This is a genomic window from Mycobacterium sp. 236(2023) (genome assembly GCF_029623955.1).
Taxonomy (GTDB): Bacteria; Actinomycetota; Actinomycetes; order Mycobacteriales; family Mycobacteriaceae; genus Mycobacterium.
On the sequence record NZ_JARSBP010000002.1, the window covers coordinates 121520 to 140320 of the forward strand.

At 66.2% G+C, this 18801-nt stretch carries 19 protein-coding genes; 15 read left to right on the forward strand and 4 right to left on the reverse strand.

Annotated features, from left to right (window positions below):
- Positions 1-8: 8 nt before the first annotated feature.
- Positions 9-1208: an RNA polymerase sigma factor gene (locus P9A17_RS03080; protein WP_278038585.1), complete on the reverse strand. Its 1200-nt coding sequence runs from the start codon at positions 1206-1208 to the stop codon at positions 9-11.
- Positions 1209-1256: 48 nt separating this feature from the next.
- Positions 1257-2450 (reverse strand): MFS transporter, encoded by a 1194-nt coding sequence (locus tag P9A17_RS03085; protein WP_278037140.1) that lies wholly within the window; start codon positions 2448-2450, stop codon positions 1257-1259.
- A 74-nt stretch (positions 2451-2524) separates the two neighbouring features.
- On the opposite strand from P9A17_RS03085, the gene P9A17_RS03090 reads away from it, so the two are divergent.
- The gene (locus P9A17_RS03090) at positions 2525-3196 is read left to right on the forward strand and encodes a FadR/GntR family transcriptional regulator (protein ID WP_278037141.1); all 672 of its coding nucleotides are present in this window, start codon (positions 2525-2527) and stop codon (positions 3194-3196) included.
- A 15-nt stretch (positions 3197-3211) separates the two neighbouring features.
- Here P9A17_RS03090 and fadD8 read toward each other — a convergent pair whose 3' ends face one another.
- Together fadD8 and P9A17_RS03100 are read right to left on the reverse strand one after the other, a co-directional pair.
- Entirely contained in the window at positions 3212-4816 is a 1605-nt protein-coding gene (gene fadD8 / locus P9A17_RS03095; RefSeq protein ID WP_278037142.1) for a fatty-acid--CoA ligase FadD8, read from the reverse strand.
- A gap of 96 nt (positions 4817-4912) precedes the next feature.
- Positions 4913-5332 carry a YciI family protein gene (locus P9A17_RS03100; RefSeq protein ID WP_278037143.1) on the reverse strand — a complete coding sequence of 140 codons (420 nt, stop codon included), beginning with the start codon at positions 5330-5332 and terminating at the stop codon, positions 4913-4915.
- A gap of 247 nt (positions 5333-5579) precedes the next feature.
- Between P9A17_RS03100 and P9A17_RS03105 the strand changes: the two genes are divergently transcribed.
- The 14 genes from P9A17_RS03105 (at position 5580) to P9A17_RS03170 (ending at position 18800) form a co-directional block, all read left to right on the forward strand.
- Complete coding sequence (locus P9A17_RS03105; RefSeq protein ID WP_278037144.1) at positions 5580-6152, forward strand: TetR/AcrR family transcriptional regulator; 573 nt, start codon at positions 5580-5582, stop codon at positions 6150-6152.
- Positions 6149-6448 (forward strand): addiction module protein, encoded by a 300-nt coding sequence (locus P9A17_RS03110; RefSeq protein ID WP_278037145.1) that lies wholly within the window; start codon positions 6149-6151, stop codon positions 6446-6448. Before P9A17_RS03105 ends, P9A17_RS03110 begins: the two co-directional genes overlap by 4 nt.
- Positions 6449-6787: 339 nt before the next feature.
- On the forward strand, positions 6788-7645 hold the full coding sequence (locus P9A17_RS03115) for an ABC transporter permease (protein ID WP_278037146.1): 858 nt from the start codon (positions 6788-6790) through the stop codon (positions 7643-7645).
- 31 nt (positions 7646-7676) lie between these two features.
- Positions 7677-8507, forward strand: coding sequence for an ABC transporter permease (locus tag P9A17_RS03120; protein ID WP_278038586.1), 831 nt, complete (start codon positions 7677-7679; stop codon positions 8505-8507).
- Positions 8508-10124: an MCE family protein gene (locus P9A17_RS03125; protein WP_278037147.1), complete on the forward strand. Its 1617-nt coding sequence runs from the start codon at positions 8508-8510 to the stop codon at positions 10122-10124. It begins immediately after the preceding gene.
- The gene (locus P9A17_RS03130; RefSeq protein ID WP_278037148.1) at positions 10121-11176 is read left to right on the forward strand and encodes an MlaD family protein; all 1056 of its coding nucleotides are present in this window, start codon (positions 10121-10123) and stop codon (positions 11174-11176) included. The genes P9A17_RS03125 and P9A17_RS03130 overlap by 4 nt, the downstream gene beginning before the upstream one ends.
- Positions 11169-12197: an MlaD family protein gene (locus P9A17_RS03135; RefSeq protein WP_278037149.1), complete on the forward strand. Its 1029-nt coding sequence runs from the start codon at positions 11169-11171 to the stop codon at positions 12195-12197. Before P9A17_RS03130 ends, P9A17_RS03135 begins: the two co-directional genes overlap by 8 nt.
- On the forward strand, positions 12197-13312 hold the full coding sequence (locus P9A17_RS03140) for an MCE family protein (protein WP_278037150.1): 1116 nt from the start codon (positions 12197-12199) through the stop codon (positions 13310-13312). Before P9A17_RS03135 ends, P9A17_RS03140 begins: the two co-directional genes overlap by 1 nt.
- Entirely contained in the window at positions 13309-14508 is a 1200-nt protein-coding gene (locus tag P9A17_RS03145) for an MlaD family protein (RefSeq protein WP_278037151.1), read from the forward strand. Before P9A17_RS03140 ends, P9A17_RS03145 begins: the two co-directional genes overlap by 4 nt.
- A complete protein-coding gene (locus P9A17_RS03150; protein ID WP_278037152.1) occupies positions 14505-15755 on the forward strand; it encodes an MlaD family protein in 1251 nt (416 codons plus the stop codon). The genes P9A17_RS03145 and P9A17_RS03150 overlap by 4 nt, the downstream gene beginning before the upstream one ends.
- 33 nt (positions 15756-15788) lie before the next feature.
- Complete coding sequence (locus tag P9A17_RS03155) at positions 15789-16403, forward strand: DUF3329 domain-containing protein (RefSeq protein ID WP_278037153.1); 615 nt, start codon at positions 15789-15791, stop codon at positions 16401-16403.
- Between the two features lie 10 nt (positions 16404-16413).
- A complete protein-coding gene (locus P9A17_RS03160; RefSeq protein WP_278037154.1) occupies positions 16414-17196 on the forward strand; it encodes a mannan-binding family protein in 783 nt (260 codons plus the stop codon).
- Between the two features lie 2 nt (positions 17197-17198).
- Entirely contained in the window at positions 17199-17777 is a 579-nt protein-coding gene (locus P9A17_RS03165) for a hypothetical protein (protein ID WP_278037155.1), read from the forward strand.
- Between the two features lie 63 nt (positions 17778-17840).
- The gene (locus P9A17_RS03170; protein WP_278038587.1) at positions 17841-18800 is read left to right on the forward strand and encodes an oxygenase MpaB family protein; all 960 of its coding nucleotides are present in this window, start codon (positions 17841-17843) and stop codon (positions 18798-18800) included.
- Position 18801: the final 1 nt, after the last annotated feature.

An 18801-nucleotide genomic window follows, 5' to 3' on the forward strand; every position in this document is an offset into this window, starting at 1 on the left:
CTCGAGCGTCAAAGCTGCCGCGCGGCAGCAGCTTTGTCGCGCAGTACTTCTCGCTCGCGCTCGTTTTCTGCCATGCCGGCGGCACGGTCGAACTCGGCAGCCGCTTCGTCGGCGCGGCCGATCCGGGACAGCAGCTCACCCCTGACGCTGGGCAGCAGATGGGAACCGTCAAGGCCCTCGATCGCATCGACGAGAGCCAGCGCACTCGACGGTCCGTCGGCCATCGCGACGGCGATCGCACGGTTGAGTTCCACGACGGGCGACGGCGTGAGCTGCAGCAGCGCGTCGTACAGCGCGACGATGCGGGCCCAGTCGGTGTCGTCGGCCGTGGGGGCGACGGCGTGGCATTCGGCCAGGGCGGCCTGCAGTGAATACGGGCCCCAGCCGATTCCTCTGCGCTGCAACGTATCCGACGCGCGCTGCAGGGCAGCGACACCGCGCTGGATCTGGGCCCGGTCCCATCGGGCGCGATTCTGATCTTCGAGAAGTATGGGCCTTCCGTCGCGGTCCGTGCGTGCCCGCAGACGCGACGACTGGAACTCCATCAGCGCGACGAGCCCGTGCACCTCGGCCTCGTCGGGTGCCAGCGCTGCCAGCACCCGCCCCAGACGCAGTGCCTCGCTGCACAGTTCGTCGCGGATCCACTCCTGGCCCGAAGACGCGGAATACCCTTCGTTGAACACCAGATAGATGACACTGAGCACCGCGGACAGCCGTGCCGGGAAGTCGGAGAGGTCCGGGACCTCGAACGGCACGCCGGTCAGCGTCTTCTTGGCACGCACGATGCGCTGGGCGACAGTCGCTTTCGGTACCAGGAACGCCTTGGCGATTTCCTCGGTGGTCAAGCCACCGACGACGCGCAACGTCAGCGCGATCTGGTTCTCCCTCGACAGCGTCGGGTGCGCCGACATGAAGATCAGCCGCAGCACGTCGTCGTCGATGCGGTCGGGGTCCCACGCGTCGTCGACGCGGTTTTCCAGGTCGCGGGCCAGCACCGCGTATTTGGCGTCGAGGTTGTCCTGGCGCCGCCACTGATCGATCGCCTTGCGTTTGGCCACCGTGGTCAGCCACGCGCCGGGATTGCGGGGGACACCGGCCGACGGCCACTGCGTCAGAGCGTCGATCAGCGCTTCCTGGGCCAGGTCCTCGGCGAGACCGACATCGCCGACGGTTCGGGTCAGCGTGGCGACGATCTTCGCAGCCTCCATCCGCCAGACCGCGTCGACGGTCGCTTGCAGGTCGGAGGACGACACGACCTAAACGTAGCGCGCGCGCCCAGCCATCGCGCCGGCGACGATCTGCACGGCATACACGACGAGGAACATCGCCCACGGCACGGTCCATCCGTGCGAGACGTCGTGCAGCAGGCCGAACAGGAACGGACCGGTGCCCGCGATGAGATATCCGAATCCCTGCGCCATGCTGGACAGTTGGGCCGTATCGGGCGCGGTGCGGGCGCGAAGTCCGATGACCGTCAGGGCCATCGAGAACGCGCTCATACCGATGCCGATGAGGACGCTCCACAGCAGCGGTTGCGCGGCCGGCGCCACCATCAGCCCGATGGCGCCTGCGAATCCGAACACGCCGACGACGGCGATCCAGCCGCTCTGATTCGGCTTGCTCGCGGCCAGCGGGGCGATGATCAGTGACAGCGGCACACCGATCAGCGAGGCGAGGCCCACGAGCAGTCCCGCGTGCACCTTGTCGACCCCGTTGTCGATGAAAACCTCTGGCAGCCAACCCATCACGATGTAGGCCATGAAGGCCTGGCTGCCGAAGAACACCGTCACGGTCCAGGCCAGCGGGTTGCGAAGCAGCGAGCGCCGCTCGCCGGGGGCCGCAGCGTGCCCGGCCCACGTGGCGCGGTGCCGTCGCGTCGCCGGGATCCACACCGCCAACGCCAGGAACGCGACGACGGCCCATACCGCCAGCGCGGTCCGCCAGCCCCCGAGCGGCTCCTCCAGGCCGGGCGTCACGGCCGACCCGAGCGCACCGCCGCCCTGCAGAGCCGCGGTGTAGATGCCGGTCATCAGCCCGATGCGGGCCGGGAACGAACTCTTGATGACGACGGGGATGAGGACGTTGGCCAGCGCGATGCCGGCGCACGCGACGAGGGTCGCGCCGATGACCAGGTGCGGGCCGCCTGCCACGCGCAACGCCAGGCCTGCTGTCAGCGCGACCATCGCCGTCGAGATGGTCCGGCCGAGGCCGATGCGCGCCGCCAGCCATGGCGCGGCGAACCCCGCGCCCGCGAAACACAGCGCCGGCATCGTGGTCACAAGCCCGGCCCAGGTCGCCGACACGGACAGTTCGGCGCGCATGTCGCCGAGCACGGTGGCGATGCTGGTGACGGCCGGGCGCAGGTTCAGCGCGGTCAGCACGACGGCGACCGCGAGCAGTGCGCCGCCGGCGACGGCGGGCACGCGGCGCGGGTCCTCGGGTGAAGCCATGAGGATGTCCTGCCGATCGGTGTGCACGTTGCTAGAGTGCCATACATCCCATGATTGGTTGAAAGGGGATCTGTGTGCCGTTGAGCACTGCACGCCGTACCGGGCTGGTCGACCAGATCATCGAGCAGCTCAGGGACGCCATCTCCAGCGGAGAATGGCCCGTCGGCCAGCGCATCCCCAACGAGACGGTCCTCGTCGAACAGCTCGGAGTCGGTCGCAACACCGTGCGTGAAGCCGTGCGGGCGTTGTCGCACGCCGGGCTGCTCGACGTCCGGCAGGGCGACGGCACCTATGTCCGGGCCACCAGCGAGGTGTCAGGCGCGCTGCGCCGACTGTGCGGCGCGGAATTGCGCGAGGTCCTCCAGGTGCGGCGGGCACTGGAAGTGGAAGGCGCCCGTCTGGCGGCCGTCCATCACACGCGAGACGACATCGCCGAGCTCCGGGAGCTGCTGCGCCGGACAACCGAGACGGACGACACCGAGACGTTCGCCCGCGCCGACGCGGCGTTCCATCTCGCGGTCGTGCGTGCGTCCGGCAACCCCATCCTCACCGAGCTCTACCGCGGGTTGATGGAAGCCGTTACCGCCAGCGTCGCGACCACCCACCACTCGCCGGTGAAGATGGTCGACCACGGGGCGCTGCTGGACCGGATCGCCGACGGCGACGTCGAGGAGGCGGCCCGATTGGCGGGCGAACTGCTCGACCGGATCCTCGCGAGCCTGGACAGCTCAGGCTCAGCCGACTGAAGCTGGATTGTCGGCTCAGCCGACTGAACGCCCCGCGCCTTCCCAGAACTGCTTGCGCACCGCCTTCTTGTCCGGCTTGCCCAGCGCGGTGATCGGCACCGAGTCGGCGACGACGACCTGCTTGGGCACGTGCACCGAACCCTTGCGCTCCTTCACCGTGGCCTGAATCTCGGAGATCATGGTCGCCACGGCAGCCTCGTCCGAAGCCGCGTCGGGCCGCAGCACCACCACGGCCGTCACCGCCTCGCCCCACTTCTCGTCGGGCGTGCCGATCACGCACACCTGAGCGATCGAAGGATGTTCGGCCACAACATCTTCCACTTCGCGCGGGAACACGTTGAAGCCTCCGGTGACGATCATGTCCTTGGTGCGGTCGACGATGAAGTAGAAGCCGTCTTCGTCTTCGCGGGCCAGGTCGCCGGTGTGCATCCAGCCGTCGCGGAACGTCTCGGCCGTCGCGTCGGGCAGATTCCAGTAGCCGCCCGACAGCAGCGGACCCGACACGCAGATCTCACCCACCTCGCCCTGCGGGACGGGCTTGCCGTCCTCGCCCAGCAGCGCCACCCGCGCGAACAGCGTCGGCCGTCCACACGACGTCAGCCGCTTCTCGTCGTGGTCCTTCTTCGACAGGTAGGTGATGACCATCGGCGCTTCGGACTGCCCGTAGTACTGCGCGAAGATCGGCCCGAACCGGCGGATCGCCTCCGCCAGGCGCACCGGGTTCATCGCGGAGGCCCCGTAGTAGACGGTCTCCAGCGACGACAGGTCGCGGGTGTGCGAATCGGGGTGGTCCATCAGCGCGTAGATCATCGACGGCACGAGCATCGTCGCGGTGATCTTCTGCTCCTCGATGATCCGCAGCACCTCGGCCGGATCGAACTTCGTCAGCACGACCAGCTCGCCGCCTTTGACGATGACGGGTGTGAAGAACGCCGCGCCCGCGTGCGACAGCGGCGTGCACATCAGGAACCGCGGGTTCTCGGGCCACTCCCACTCGGCCAGCTGCACCGTCGTCATCGTCGTGATCGACTGCGTAGTACCCATGACGCCCTTGGGCTTGCCGGTGGTGCCGCCGGTGTAGGTGAGGCCGCCGATGTTGTCGGGCGCCAGGTCGGCGGCGACGAGCGGCTTGGCCGGGTACTTGGCCGCCTCCGCGCTCAGGTCGACGGCAACATCGGCGAGTTCGGAGGGGACCGGGCCGATCGTCAGGATCTGCTTGAGCGACGGCACCTTCTCCAGCAGGCCCAGCGCCCGCTCGACGAACATCGGGTTGGGGTCGATGATCAGCGACGTCACCTCGGCGTCGGACAGCACGTACGCGTGGTCGTCGAGCGAACCGAGAGGGTGTAGTGCCGTGCGGCGGAAGCCCTGGGTCTGGCTGGCGCCGATGATCATCAGCACTTCCGGCCGGTTCAGTGACAGCAGCCCCGACGCGCTTCCGGTGCCCGCGCCGAGCGCCTCGAACGCCTGAATGTACTGGCTGATGCGGTCGGCGAGCTCGCCGCCGGTGAGTGTGGTGTCCCCGAGGAAGAGGACGGGACGGTCCTTGTGGCGCTTGAGCGCGCCGACGGTGAGGTGTCCGGAGTGCAGGGGGTAACGCAGCAGATCGACCTGGCTCATGAACACAGACTAGAACGTGTTCCAATTCGAGTCAGTAGGGTCTCGCGATTTCGGCGTGCTGGGTCGCGTTGAGCGTGACCCAGCACGCCGAAGTCGCTACTTCCAGACGCCGTCCTTCTTCCACTGGATCTCCTTCTGGACCCATTCGTTGTCCTGGGGGAACTCCTCGCTCTCGGTGACGCGGCGCACCTCCAGGCGGGCGCCGAGACCGAGCGGGCACTTCAGCGCCCACTGCTTGGCCTCCTCGATCGAGGACACCCCGATCATCCAGAACCCGTTGAAAAGTTCTTTGGCCTCGGTGTACGGGCCGTCCGTGACGACGGGGGTGTCGGTGTCGAAGTTGACGACGAAGCCCTCCTCCGGGCCGGCCAGGCCCTCGCCGGCCAGCAGCACGCCGGCCTTGATGAGCTGCTCGTTGTAGCGGCCCATATCGGCGATGACGTCCTCGAAGTCGACGTTCTCCATCGCCTTCTCGGCTTCGGGGGTGGAACGCAGGATCAACATGTAGCGGGTCATTTCGTGTCTCCTTCTATCGGTGGGGAAGGGGCCTCTTGATCGTGCCCTCACCATCGCGTCGAACGGCAAGACCCCGAATCGACACGGGCTTGGAAAAACTTTTGGACTCGGGATCCGGTCGGTTCTTCGTGTGTCACGATGGCCCGATGGGGACACGAGCGATCATTCGCATTCGTCGCACGGACGTATGAGTCGCGAAGCGTCGCCGCGTCTTCGCCGGGCACCGCGCCAGGAACGGTCGCGCGCCATGGTCGACCGGATCCTCGACGCCGGCCAGGAGATGCTGATCGCCCACGGCTACGACGGTGCGTCGACGAACCGTATCGCTGCGGCGGCCGGCATCAGTCCCGGTTCGCTGTATCAGTACTTTCCGAACAAGGACGCGGTCGCGGAGGCGGTCATCGATCGCTACAGCGATCAACTGGCCGATCGGGTCGCAACGAGAGTCTCGGAGCGGCTGGATCAACCCGCGCCCGACTATGTGCGCGAGTCGATCGCCGCGCTGATCGACGCGCTCGATGTGCACCCGAAGTTTCTGCGGGCGGTGGTGGAGCAGACGCCCCGACTGGGGTCGGGGAGCAAGTTGTTCGCCTTCGAGCGCCGGATCGGTGAACTCACGGTGGCGTATCTGACCATCAACAGCCGCCGGGTCCGGCACGATGTCACGCTGGACACCGCGGCGTGGATGTTGGTGCGGATGGTCGAGCACCTCTGCGTCCGCTACATCCTCGATCAGCCGGCGATCGACCGTGACCAGTTCATCGACGAGGTCACGACGATGGCACTGAACTACTTGCGCCCGCGCCGGGAGTCGTCGTGAGTGAGCCGGAGGCCGCCGGCGGTCTGCGGCGTTGGCTGCGCCGATACCTCGAGGACGAGGACGATCCGCGCGCCGCTGTCGTCGAGCTCATCCTGCGGGCGATCCTGGGTTACGTCATCGCCGGCTTCGTCTATCTGGTGCTGCACATCGAGCTCGCGGACCGGTTGGAGAGGGCGCTCAGCGCGCAGTTCACGGCGTTCGCCGACTACGTGGCGCTCGCGGTGATGGTGACGTTGTGGCCGCTGCTGTTGGTCACCTCCTGGGTTTGCGGAGACGCTGGTTGCGGCCTCATCTGAATTGACCAATGGAGGCGAGCCTTTGCTCGTGTCGGTGTAGGGTGACTACCCGCTGACCAGCGGTGTCTCCGTCGAACAAGATCGGATTCGGTCAATCGGCGCATGTGAAAAAAGTAAATGTGCATACTGAGCACACGGTGCCGCTGCAACAGCTCGGTGGGCCTTGTTTAGACAGTATTTGTCCCTGCGCCTGAGTCAATAAGTTAATCACTATTCCCGGACCTATTGACGATTCGCGAGGACCGGGAATAGCGTGACCGACTGCATCGCACAACGCTGGGCGCCGGGCCGCCGGGAAGGGGAGGGGTCAGTGGGCATCCGGCACACCTGCATCGGCGGATGACCAGGAACCTGCCGCACCCAGACGCGGAGGACGGGCTGCGGACCGCGGCGGACTGGGCCGACGGATATGTGCGGCGCCATCCCCTGGCCTCCCTCACCACCGTCGGCGATCAGTTCATCCTCGGACTGGAAACGATCAAGTTCTTCTTCATCGACTTGTTCACCGGTCGGTTCCAGTGGCAGGAGTTCATCAAGCAGGGCGCGTTCATGTCCGGAACCGCGGTGCTGCCGACCGTGCTGGTCGCCCTTCCGATCGGCGTGACCCTCTCCATCCAGTTCGCCCTGCTGGCGGGCCAGGTCGGTGCGACATCGTTGGCGGGGGCCGCCAGCGGGCTGGCCGTCATCCGCCAGGCAGCCTCGCTGACCGCCGCGATCCTGATGGCCGCCGCGGTCGGATCGGCGATCACCGCCGACCTCGGTTCACGCACGATGCGCGAGGAAACCGACGCGATGGAGGTCATGGGCGTCTCGGTGATCAGACGTCTCGTGGTCCCCCGCTTCGCCGCCGCGATCATGGTCGGCATCGCGCTCACCGGTGTCGTCTGCTTCGTCGGATTCCTCGCCAGCTACCTGTTCAACGTCTACTTTCAGAACGGGGCGCCGGGTAGCTTCGTCGCCACGTTTGCCTCCTTTGCGACGACGGGCGACATGATCGTGGCACTCGTCAAAGCCGTGGTTTTCGGTGCGATCGTCGCGATCGTCTCCTGCCAGAAGGGACTTTCCACACAAGGCGGCCCGACGGGCGTCGCGAACTCGGTGAACGCGGCGGTTGTCGAATCGATTCTGGTGCTGATGGTGGTCAACGTCGCGATCAGTCAGCTCTACATCATGATGTTCCCGCGAGTGGGGCTGTAGAGCCATGGCGGCTTCCACCTTCTCGCCCGCCATGCTGGCGTCGGCGCGTCGCGTCTACCGCGGAGTGACGAATCCGGTGATCCGCCTGGGTCACATGCTCGTCTTCTTCGGGCGTGCCCTGCTCGGGATCCCGGTGGCCGTGCGGCAGTACCGGTCGGAGTTCGTCCGGCTGCTCTCCGACATCGCCTGGGGTAATGGATCTTTGGTGGTCGGCGGGGGCACCGCCGGGGTGGCCGTCGTGCTCGGCATCACCGTGGGCGCGCTCGTCGGGATCGAAGGCTACAACTTTCTCGACCTGCTCGGCCTGGGCCCGGCGACCGGCATCATCTCGTCGCTGGTGAACACGCGCGAGCTGGCGCCGATCGCCGCGTCCCTGGCGTTCGCGACGCAGGCCGGTTGCCGATTCACGGCGCAACTGGGGTCGATGCGCATCGCCGAGGAGATCGACGCGCTGGAATCGCTTGGCATCAGGCCGATTCCGTATCTGGTGACGACGCGCTTGATGGCGTCCGTGATCGCCGTCATCCCGCTCTACGTCGTGTGTCTGGCGGTCAGCTACCTGACGACCCAGATCGTCGTGCAGACCATCAGCGGCGGGTCGACGGGTTCGTACCTGCACTACTTCACGCTGATGCTGTCCGGCCAGGACATTCTGTATTCGGTGCTCAAGACGATCATCTTCGTGTGGATCGCCTCGACGATCCAGTGCTACTACGGTTTCTACGCCAGCGGCGGTCCCGTCGGCGTCGGTGTCGCGGCCGGGCACGCGATGCGGGCCAGCATCACCGTCGTGATCATGGTCAACATGCTGCTGACGATGGCGCTGTGGTCCGTCGACGCCGGCGCAAGGTTCGGTGGCTAGATGGCGAATTCCTTTGAGGTGGACGGGCGTGGGCCGTCGGACCGGCAGCTGCTCGGCGCCGGTATCGCCCTGCTTGCCGTCATCGCGATCGTCTCCGGCGTGCTGCTGGTGAAATCGACCGGGCGGATGGATCCGCACGTGCGGGTGGTCGCCGCGCTCGTCAACGTCGGTGACGGGCTTCCCGACCGGTCCGATGTGAAGTACCACGGCGTCCTCGTCGGCGCGGTCACCGGGGTGACGCCGGCGCAGTACGGCGATCCCAACTTCGTCCAGATCGACCTCAAACCCGAGTACGCGGCGTCGATTCCGGCGACGGTGACGGCGCGCGTCGTGCCGAGCAACGTCTTCGCGGTGTCCTCAGTGCAGCTGGTGGACCGAGCATCCGGCGGGCCGTCGATTCAGGCCGGTGCCGAGATCCCGGAGGACACAGAGCTTCCGACGGTGCTCTTCCAGACGACCATCAGCAAGTTGCGGGACATCCTCGCCGCCACGGGCCGCGGGCGTGAGGACGACACCGTGGGCATCCTCGCCGCGGTGAACGCCGCGACCGAGGATCGCCGCACCGAACTTCTCACCAGCGGTGCGCAATTGAATCGTCTGGTCGATGAACTGGACAAGATCGTGGCCACCGAACCGGGACCCACCACCGTCTCCGCGCTCGTCGACGCCACCCGGGGTCTGCAGCAGACGGCACCTGAGCTCGTCGATGCGCTGCACCAGGCCGTCGCACCGATGCAGACCCTGGTCGAGCAGGACGCCGCGCTCACGTCGCTCGTCAACGGCGGCATCAACACCGTCGGCACCGCGCACACCGCGCTGAACAACCACACCGACCGGCTGGTGAAGATCACCGGCGAGATGACGCCGGTGATCGGCAACCTGGCCGACACGTCGCACCACTGGGTGCCGGCGTTCGTCAAATTGAATGAGTTGTCCCGCAAGTTCTTCGACGAGGTCTGGATCCACGAGCAGGACATCGGCAACATGCGGGTCAACCTGTCGTTCACCCCGACCTACTCCTACACGCGCGCCGACTGCCCGCAGTACGCCGGCCTGAAGGGGCCGAGCTGTTACACGGCGCCGTTGGTGCCGACGCGGCCCGAGCTGCCCGACGTGCTGCTGCCGCAGAACTATCAACCGCCGCCCGACCTGACGCCACCGCCGGGGACGGTTGTCGGCCCCAACGGCAACCTGGTCGCCGTGGGACCGCCGTTGGTGAACCCGAATCCCAGTCTGGCGGACCCGAATCCGCCGTTGCCCTACTGGATGCCGCCGTCGGCGCCGGTCCCGGGAACGGCCAATCCCGCGCTCGTGCCGGTGCCGCCGCCGGGGTCCCCGCTGTCCCCGCTGGCTCCGGTGGCGCCTCAGCCCGGAGGTGCCCCCGTGCCGGGTACGCGTCCAGCTCCGGCGGTTCCCGCGCCGGGCTCCGGTGCCGCCGAGGCCGCACCGGCGAGTTACGGCGGGAACGTCGGCCCGGTCGGCAGCAGCCACGAACTCGACCAACTCGGCCTGATCACGGGGCGACCCGCGACGGTGGCCACCCAGTTGCTGCTCGGGCCGGTGGCCCGCGGTACCACGGTGTCGGCAGTCGGCGAGACAAGTGAGCAACCGCGATGAAATACCGTGGCGCACTGGTAGGTCTATCGCTGTTCATGATCGTTGCCGTGACACTGACCTGGCTGGTGTACGTGACTCTGCGTCGTGACGTGGCTGGCTCGACCGTCGCGTACGGAGCCGTGTTCACCGACGTGTTCGGCCTCCGTGAAGGCGATGACGTACGCATGGCCGGAGTGCGGGTCGGCCGCGTCGAGAAGATCGAACTGGAAGGCGACCTCGCCAAGGTCTCCTTTGTGGTGCAGAGCGATCAGCAGGTGCTCGGCACCACCGTCGCGTCGGTGACCTACCAGAACATCGTGGGTCAGCGGTATCTCGGGCTGTCGCTGGGCAAGACCGGCGATCCTGGCCCGTTGCCCGCGGGATCGGTGATCCCCCTGGAACGATCGGAACCCTCCTTCGACGTGACGACTCTGCTCAACGGCTACGAGCCGTTGTTCAGCCTGCTCAACCCCCGGGATGCCGACAACCTGACCAAGGGCGTCATCCAGTCGCTGGAGGGCGACGAGTCGGCGATCTTCGGATTGGTGGACCAGACGTCGCGGTTGACCGAATCTCTGGCGGGTCGAGACGAGGAACTCGGCACTGTCATCACGGATCTCAACACGGTGATGGCCAATCTGGCCAAACACAATGACAGCCTCGACCAGGTGCTGACCCAGGTTCAGTCGGCGGTGACGACGTTCAACGGTCAGCGTCAGCAGTTGATCGATTCCACAGGGTCGATGTCGCGGGTGGTCGGCCAACTGTCGACGATCAGCGACGAGGTGTACCCGTCGCTGAACGAACTCGTCGAGCGTGAACCAGGTTTCGCTCAGCACATGGTCGACATCGAACCGCAGCTCGCGTTCACCGGAGCAAATCTTCCGTTGCTGCTCAAGGGTTTCGCGCGCATCACCAGCGAGGGTTCCTACGCCAACGCCTACGCGTGTGACCTGAATGCCACCGGATTCTTCCCCGGCCTCAACAACGTCGTCCCGATCGTCGTCGACGCGGCCACCCCGGGCAACGACGCACGGTACAGCCCGAAGTGCAGGAACATGGCCAATGGCTAGCAAAACGCCCCTTCGGCTGAAGGGCTACAACAGGGCCTGGCTGGGGTTCATCGCGATCGCCGCCGTCTCTGTGCTGATCGGCGCGATGCTCGTGTTCAAGGCAGCCGACGTCGGCTATCGCAAGGTGAGTGCCCAATTCCTGCAAGCTGCGGCGCTCAAGGCCGGTAATCCGGTGACAGTGGCCGGGATTCCCGTCGGTGAGGTGACCGGCATGGAGCTCGCGGGCGATCACGTCACCGCCGAGTTCACCGTCCGCAACGACGTCGCGCTCGGCGAGAACTCTCGGGCCGTCATCAAGGTCACGACGATCCTGGGTTCGCGCTACCTGGCGCTGGAACCCGAGGGCCCAGGGGAGTTGCCGGAGAACGGATTCGACCTCAGCCACACGGAGGTGCCGTACGACCTGCAGGAGGCGCTGACCGACGTCACGACCACCTACGAGCAGGTCGACTCCGACAAGTTCGCGCAGACCCTCTCGATTCTCGGCGAGGAGCTGAAGGGCTTACCCGAGATCGTGCCGCAGGCGCTGGAGAACACGCACACGCTGTCCACCATCGTCGCCGCGCGCCGCGATCAGCTCGGTTCACTGCTCGAAACCACCGACATCGTCAGCACCACGCTCAAGCGTCAGCAGTCCAACATCGCCAGCATGGTCCGGCAGGGCAACGATCTGGTGGGGGAGTTCGTCGTACGGAGAGCCTCGTTCCACGCGATGCTCTCCGCGATCACCAGCCTGGTCGAGACGCTGAACGACTTCGTGGTCGGCGATCGCCCCGAACTGGAGGCGCTTCTGGCGACCGTTCGTGAGCTCTCGGACATGCTGGGTCAGCATGACGACCTGCTGCGCAGCACACTGCAATCGGGTCCGATCGCTCTGCGCAACCTCGCCAACGCGACGGGCTCGGGTAACGCGGTCGACTTCAATGCGGCCAACGGCCTGCTGGTCGATTCATGGATGTGCGCGATCAGTGGGCGCGCCAAACAGTTCGGGATGATCGAGTACCTGAAGGACTGCAAGTGATGGGCACGAGATCAAAGCTGGTCGCGCTCGCAGTCGCCGGGCTTGCGGTCGTCGTGGCCGCCGCCGCGATCGGTTGGTCCTTCTTCGGCGATCGTCTGGACAGGATCTCGGTGACCGCACAGTTCGACAGTGCTGCAGGACTTTACGAGGGAAACACCGTCGCCGTCCTCGGCATGCCGGTCGGTGAGGTCACCAAGATCACCCCCAAGGGTGGCTATGTCGAGGTCGAGTTCTCGGTCGACGGTGACGTGGCTGTGCCGGCCGATGCCATGGCTGTCACGATCTCGAACTCGATTCTGACCGACCGGCAGATCGAGCTGACGCCGCCGTATGCGGGCGGGCCGACTCTGGAGAATCACGCGACGATCGGTCTCAACCGCACCCGCACGCCCGTCGAGTTCGCCCGCGTCCTCGACGTTCTGGACAAGTTGTCGACATCGCTGCGGGGTGACGGCAAGGGTCACGGCCCCATCGGCAGCGTCGTCGACGCGAGCGCCGCCATCGCCGACGGCAACGGCCAGGCGATGAAGGATGCTCTCGGTGAGTTGTCCGAGGCACTGCGACTCAGTTCGGACCGCGGTGAGGTGACCCGCGACCAGCTGACCACGATCATCCGCAACGTCAGCACACTGTTCCAGGCCGCTGCCGACAACGATGCGACCCTGCGTGAATTCGGCTCCACCATACGTCAACTCAGCCAGATACTGGCGGACGAGAACTTCGGATCGGGGTCGACCGGTCGCAAGCTCAACGATGTGATCAACCAACTCGGTGAGGTACTCGACACCCATCGCGACGCGATCAAGGAGATCGTCAAGAACGGCAACACGGCGGTGACCACGACGGTGGACCATCAACGTGATCTCGCCGAGTTCCTCGACCTGGCGCCGATGACACTGGACAACATCTACAACGCCATCGACCGGACGAACGGTTCGGTGCGTGTCCACGTCCTCACGGACAAGGTGCTGTTCGACACGCAGACGGTCAAAGAGATGTGCAACATGATGGGTCTGCGGCAATTGGGATGTAGCACAGGCACTCTGCAAGATTTCGGGCCCGACTTCGGTCTCAGCTACGTGCTGGACGGTCTTGCGGCGATGGGGCAGAAATGAATCGGCCGAAACGTGTGCTGGCCCTCGCGGTGACGTGTCTGACCGTCTCCTCCTGTGCCACCGAGGGATTGGCCAGTCTGCCACTGCCGGCGCCGAGCGGTGGCTCGGGCGGATACACGGTGACGGCCGTGTTCTCGAACGCGCTGAACCTGCCCGCGATGGCGAAGGTGAAACTGGCGGGTGCCGACGTCGGAGAGATGGAGTCGATGCGGGCGCGCAACTACACCGCCGTCACGACTCTGCGCATCAGGGACGGGGTGCAGCTGCCGAAGGGAAGCACCGCCGAACTACGCTCGGCGACCCCGCTGGGCGACGTGTTCGTCGCCATCAAACCCCCACCCGATGTGGCAGCTGGCACGCCACTGCTGCGTGAGGGCGACACCATCGGAATCGAATCCACCACGGCGGCAGCCACTGTCGAGTCGGTGCTGAGCTCGGCGGCAATCCTCGTCAACGGCGGGGCGGTCCGTAACTTCACCAACATCGTCAACGGCCTCGGCAAGGCGACCGGCGATCAGGGGCAGGCCTTCGGGGCGCTGATCCGCAAGACCAATCACACGCTCGGTACGTTGAACAACCGTTCCGAGGAGATCTCGGCAGCGATGTCGGAGACGTCGCGCCTGGCTGCGCAATTGGAAGCCAAGAACGAAGCCCTCGGTGAGGTCATGGACGCCGCCGGTCCGGCGACCAACACTCTGGCCGCCCACACCAACGAAATCGCCGATCTGGTTGTGCAACTCGGCGACACGGCCGAGCAACTGCGCAAGTTCCCGTCCGTTGCCGGCAACGACACCAGCGGTCGCAGTGTGATCGCCGACGCGAACACGGTCGCCGGGGCGTGGAACGATGTCGTGTTGGCGCCCGACGCGACGCTCTACGCCCTCAACCGTTTGATGCCCCCGTTCGTGAAGGCGACGACGAGCAACGCGATCGCGGTCCGGGCCAGCATCGATCGACTGGTCCTCGGGTCCATCCCCGACATCGGGTTCACCGGAGACCCCGGCCTGCACGGGCCCAAACGGTACAACTGGCACCAGTTGGTCGGCTCGCTGCAGTACACGCTGTACCGCCTGCAGGAGCGGATCGTCGGTAAAGGGCCTGGCGTGCCTCAGGTTCCGGTGATCCCGAGCCCGACCGAGCCCGGCGTGATCCTGCCGCTGCCCGCCGCGCCGCTGCCTGCGGAGGCGCCGCGATGATCCGCCCGCTCGCCAATGGCGTCGTCAGGGTGGTCCGCGCGGGCCACCGCAGGAAAGCCTGGCTGTCCACGGCGGCGCTGCTGCTGACCTTGGTCGTGGCGTCGGCATATCTGTTTCTGGGTGCGCTGCAGGTCAATCCGCTGGCGTCGAGTTACCGGGTGACCGTGGAACTGCCGGAGTCGGCCGGCCTGCTGCCAAATCAGAACGTCACGATGCGCGGCGTCCCGATCGGTCGCGTCGAGCGGCTGGACATCACACCGGCAGGGGTCAACGCGGTCGTCTCCGTGGACTCGAAGGTGGCGGTGCCGACGGCCAGTGCGGTTCGGGTGTCCGGCCTTTCGCCCGCGGGCGAGCAGTACCTCGACTTCGTCGCCGAGAACGAAGACGGCCCCTATCTCGGCGACGGCAGCGTCGTCGCGCAGGACAGCACCACGGTCCCGGTCAGCCTGGCCGATCTGCTCGCCAACGCCGACGGTGCCCTTGCACAGGTCGACCCCGCCAAACTGGAGCTCATCAAGCGGGAGCTGAGCATGAGCGAGGCGGGACCGCAGAAGCTCGCCGACATCATCGACGGTGGCACTTTCCTTCTGACGACGCTGGATTCGGTGCTGCCGGAGACGTCGAGCACGTTGCGTACCAGCCGGGTCGTCCTGACGCTGGCCGCCGACAAGAATGCCGGCATCGAGGTTGCGTCGGAGAACCTCGACCAGACATTCGAGGGTGTCAGCAGAATGCAGGAAGGCTTCCGGCGTCTCACCGAGCAGGCGCCGGGCACCTTGACCTCTGTCGACAACCTGTTCGCCGACAACTCCGAAACCATGGTGCAGTTGCTCGGCAGCCTGACGACGACGTCGCAGCTGCTGTATCTGCGGGTGCCCGCGCTGAACGCCTTGTTCCCGACGTACCGCACGTCGGTGCTCGACGCGATCGGCAGCATCATGCACGACAAGGGTCTGTGGGCGACCGGCGACATCTATCCGCGCTATTCCTGCGATTACGGCACACCGCGCCTACCACCGTCGTCCGCGGACTACCCGGAACCATCCATGTACACCTACTGCCGCGACGACCATCCGGGAGTTCTTGTGCGCGGAGCGAAGAACGCGCCCCGACCGGCCGGCGACGACACGGCAGGACCGCCGCCCGGCGCCGATCTCGGGCGCACCACCGATCCGACGCCGCAGGGCCGCTACACCATCCCGACTCCGTACGGCGGCCCGACGCTGCCCATCGAGCCACCACGATGACCGATCTCGACAACGCAGCCGAGAGGAGCTGAAATGTCTGTCATGAGCGACCGAGACCTCGATGACGAGAAAGCCGACGTCGACGACGAGAAGCCGGCAACCGAGGAAGCTACAGAAGCCGAGACCACCGGCGCGGAGGCCGATCCCGAGCCTGAAACCGAGTCGCGGCGGCGGCGTCCGCGCATCGTGGCGATTCTGGCGGCGCTGCTGATCATCGGCGGGCTTGCGACGTCGGGATTCCTCGGCTGGCAGCTCTGGCAGGAGCGCCAGGTGGCGCGCGCCGGTCAGGAGGCGCAGGCCGCCGCGGTGCAGTACGCGCAGATCCTGACGAGCATCGATTCCGCGAAGGTCGACGAGAACTTCAATCAGGTGCTCGACGGTGCGACGGGTGAGTTCAAGGACATGTACTCGGAGTCGAGCATGCAGCTGCGCCAGTTGCTCATCGACAACAAGGCCTCGGCGCACGGCATCGTCGTCGACTCGGCGATCCAGTCGGCGTCCAAGGACAGGGTGGTGGTCCTGCTGTTCGTCGACCAGTCGGTGTCCAACACCGCGGTCCCCGATCCCCGAATCGACCGCAGCAGGGTCAAGATGACGATGGAGTACGTCGACGGTCGTTGGCGTGCAAGCAAAGTCGAGCTCCCGTGATCTGGCGGCCATGAAGTACACACCGGCGGTCGCAGCCGTGGCCCTTGTAGGCGGGCTTCTCACCGCTGCGCCCGCATCGGCGTCGGCGGCGTCGTTCTGCGACGAGCTCGGCGGCGCCTGGAACGGGCAGTACTGCCACACCACCGTGCCGTCGGAACGCAACGCGGTCCGCGACATCAAGATGGCGATTCCTGCCGAGTTGGTGGACGACCCGGTGGCCGGCCCCGCGTCGCGCGACTACCTGCGCACGCTCTTCGTCAACTGGAAGACCGCGGGCGTGAAAATGGTCGCCGACAGCTTCGGCGAGGGCAACTACCAGATCTTCCGGCGAGGGCCTGTCGTGAGCCTCGTGTATCGGGAGACCTATCACGCGGACGGGCCCGACTTCAACAACGCCTACCGCACATTCACCTTCGACATGGCAAGCGGCAGAAGGCTTCAGCTGATCGACCTGCTGAAGCCCGGCTCCGATTTGACAGCCATTCCGCCCCTGGCGCACCCGTTCATCGTCTCGGCTCTGGATGCCGCGCCACCGCCGCACCAGCCGGGCAGCTATCCGTTCGTCGCCGACCGCTGGACTCCCGACAAGGTGTACTCCGGCGGATACAAGGCGTGGGCGCTCTCCGGCGACGAGCTGGTGATCTACATGCCGGACTATCCCGTCGGGCGCGATTCTCCGACGAACTTCACGCCGGGCATCATGCAGTGGTCGATGGACGGCGGCGCCGTGCAGGCCCACATCCCGCTCAGTGCGCTGGCGCCGGTGCTGCGTCCCGAATTCGGGGGAGCGTAGCCATGTTTCGCCGGTGCGCCGTGGTCGCACTCGCGGCGTTGACCCTCGCCGCCGCGCCCGTGGCAGATGCGCAACCGGCCACCCCGACGCTTCCGGTGTTCGTGCCGTACCCGTCGAATTGGGCGCCCAACTACACGGTCTTCCCGTACAACCTGTGGCAGAACCGCGTCACGCCGGAACAGATCACGGCCGAGCGGGAATCCTGCCAGTGGCTCAACGCGCAGTACGACCAACTGATGAACCAGGTCTACGGATTTCAGAATTACCTGGCCGACCACCACGACGACTGGTCGCTGTCCGGTATGACGGTAACTGGTGACACCGTCGCCGCGAATCTCGATCAGTCCGCGGCATTCCTGGACCCTCGCGCGCACACGCTGTTCATCATCAACTATCCGGATCAGAGCGAGTATTCGCCACTGTTCCACGGTGATTCGTTCTACCGGCTCTGGTACCAGTTCACCCAGATCAGCGACAAGATCAAGCGACGGTTGCCCGCCGGGCAGATCAACGCCAACATCGCGACCGCGAATGTCTACGGCGGCGTGATCAAGGACTCGGGGGTCTGTGCCGGCGCGTGACAGGCGTTGACATGTTGACACAAGAAGCTAGTCTTTGTGTCAACGACAACGTCGGGAGGCGCCATGGTCGCGATCGCCGGGGAATCCCCGCAGCCTGTCTCTGACAATGTGCGGCCCAAGGTCATCCACGAATTCCGTAAACACTCCGGCAGCGTGCTCAGCGGCTTGTTCGGTGCGGCTGCGTTCGACGAGGTCGCGCTGGTTCCGGTGGCGGCCGCCGTCGACAAGACCGGCAGGTTCGCGTCGAACTTCGCCGATCGCGGTGTGCGCAGCGGGTTTTCAGCCCTGCTGGCGATCTGGGGCGATGCCTCCGACAGGGCGGCGGAGGGGGAGCGCCTCAAGACGATGCACCGTGACGTCCGTGGGCGTGGTACCGGTGACTTCGCGGATGTGCGGTACAGCGCCCTGGACCCGCGGCTGTGGAACTGGATCGCGGTCAGCGGTCTGTTCGTCGTCCTGAACTCGTTCACGCCGTGCACCGGCATCGTCCTCAACGACGACGAGCGTGAAGTCGCCTACCAGCAGCTCCTCGAAGGCTTCCGCTCGTTGGAGCTGCCCGGCAAGAGCGCCGCCCTGCCGGCCACCTACGCCGCGGCGGTTGTCTACTACGACGACATGGTGGATTCCGAGCTCGCGTCGAATCCGTTCCTGCGCACCGTCACCGAGAACCTCACGAAGCTTCCGCTGCCGACGCTGATGCTGCCGCCGATCCTCCGGCTGGCGCTCACTCCCGGGTGGCTGGCAGTCCGTCCCTTGGCCGGACGAGTGCTCACCGTGTGTTCGTTCGGGATCCTGCATCCGGGCATTCGTGAGATGACGGGATTCCGGTGGGAGTCCCGGCACGACCGCGAATTCGCGCTCTACTCCCGGGTTCTGCAACTGGCGTGGCGCACGCTGCCCGGCAAGCTGCTGCTTATTCCGTTGGCCCGCAACCGTATCGAGTACGAGAAGCTGGTCCGGCTGCACCGCTCCGTTGCACTGGACTCGTTCGCGCCGCCACCCGGCCGCTGCCCGGCGGGCTGAC

Bases quoted from the DNA above. Each gene is read 5' to 3' on its own strand.
- P9A17_RS03080 (WP_278038585.1), bottom strand. From the start codon at position 1,208: ATGGAGGCTGCGAAGATCGTCGCCACGCTGACCCGAACCGTCGGCGAT.
- P9A17_RS03085 (WP_278037140.1), bottom strand. From the start codon at position 2,450: ATGGCTTCACCCGAGGACCCGCGCCGCGTGCCCGCCGTCGCCGGCGGC.
- fadD8 (WP_278037142.1), bottom strand. From the start codon at position 4,816: ATGAGCCAGGTCGATCTGCTGCGTTACCCCCTGCACTCCGGACACCTC.
- P9A17_RS03100 (WP_278037143.1), bottom strand. From the start codon at position 5,332: ATGACCCGCTACATGTTGATCCTGCGTTCCACCCCCGAAGCCGAGAAG.
- P9A17_RS03105 (WP_278037144.1), top strand. From the start codon at position 5,580: ATGGTCGACCGGATCCTCGACGCCGGCCAGGAGATGCTGATCGCCCAC.
- P9A17_RS03115 (WP_278037146.1), top strand. From the start codon at position 6,788: ATGACCAGGAACCTGCCGCACCCAGACGCGGAGGACGGGCTGCGGACC.
- P9A17_RS03120 (WP_278038586.1), top strand. From the start codon at position 7,677: ATGCTGGCGTCGGCGCGTCGCGTCTACCGCGGAGTGACGAATCCGGTG.
- P9A17_RS03125 (WP_278037147.1), top strand. From the start codon at position 8,508: ATGGCGAATTCCTTTGAGGTGGACGGGCGTGGGCCGTCGGACCGGCAG.
- P9A17_RS03130 (WP_278037148.1), top strand. From the start codon at position 10,121: ATGAAATACCGTGGCGCACTGGTAGGTCTATCGCTGTTCATGATCGTT.
- P9A17_RS03135 (WP_278037149.1), top strand. From the start codon at position 11,169: ATGGCTAGCAAAACGCCCCTTCGGCTGAAGGGCTACAACAGGGCCTGG.
- P9A17_RS03140 (WP_278037150.1), top strand. From the start codon at position 12,197: ATGGGCACGAGATCAAAGCTGGTCGCGCTCGCAGTCGCCGGGCTTGCG.
- P9A17_RS03145 (WP_278037151.1), top strand. From the start codon at position 13,309: ATGAATCGGCCGAAACGTGTGCTGGCCCTCGCGGTGACGTGTCTGACC.
- P9A17_RS03150 (WP_278037152.1), top strand. From the start codon at position 14,505: ATGATCCGCCCGCTCGCCAATGGCGTCGTCAGGGTGGTCCGCGCGGGC.
- P9A17_RS03155 (WP_278037153.1), top strand. From the start codon at position 15,789: ATGTCTGTCATGAGCGACCGAGACCTCGATGACGAGAAAGCCGACGTC.
- P9A17_RS03160 (WP_278037154.1), top strand. From the start codon at position 16,414: ATGAAGTACACACCGGCGGTCGCAGCCGTGGCCCTTGTAGGCGGGCTT.
- P9A17_RS03165 (WP_278037155.1), top strand. From the start codon at position 17,199: ATGTTTCGCCGGTGCGCCGTGGTCGCACTCGCGGCGTTGACCCTCGCC.
- P9A17_RS03170 (WP_278038587.1), top strand. From the start codon at position 17,841: ATGGTCGCGATCGCCGGGGAATCCCCGCAGCCTGTCTCTGACAATGTG.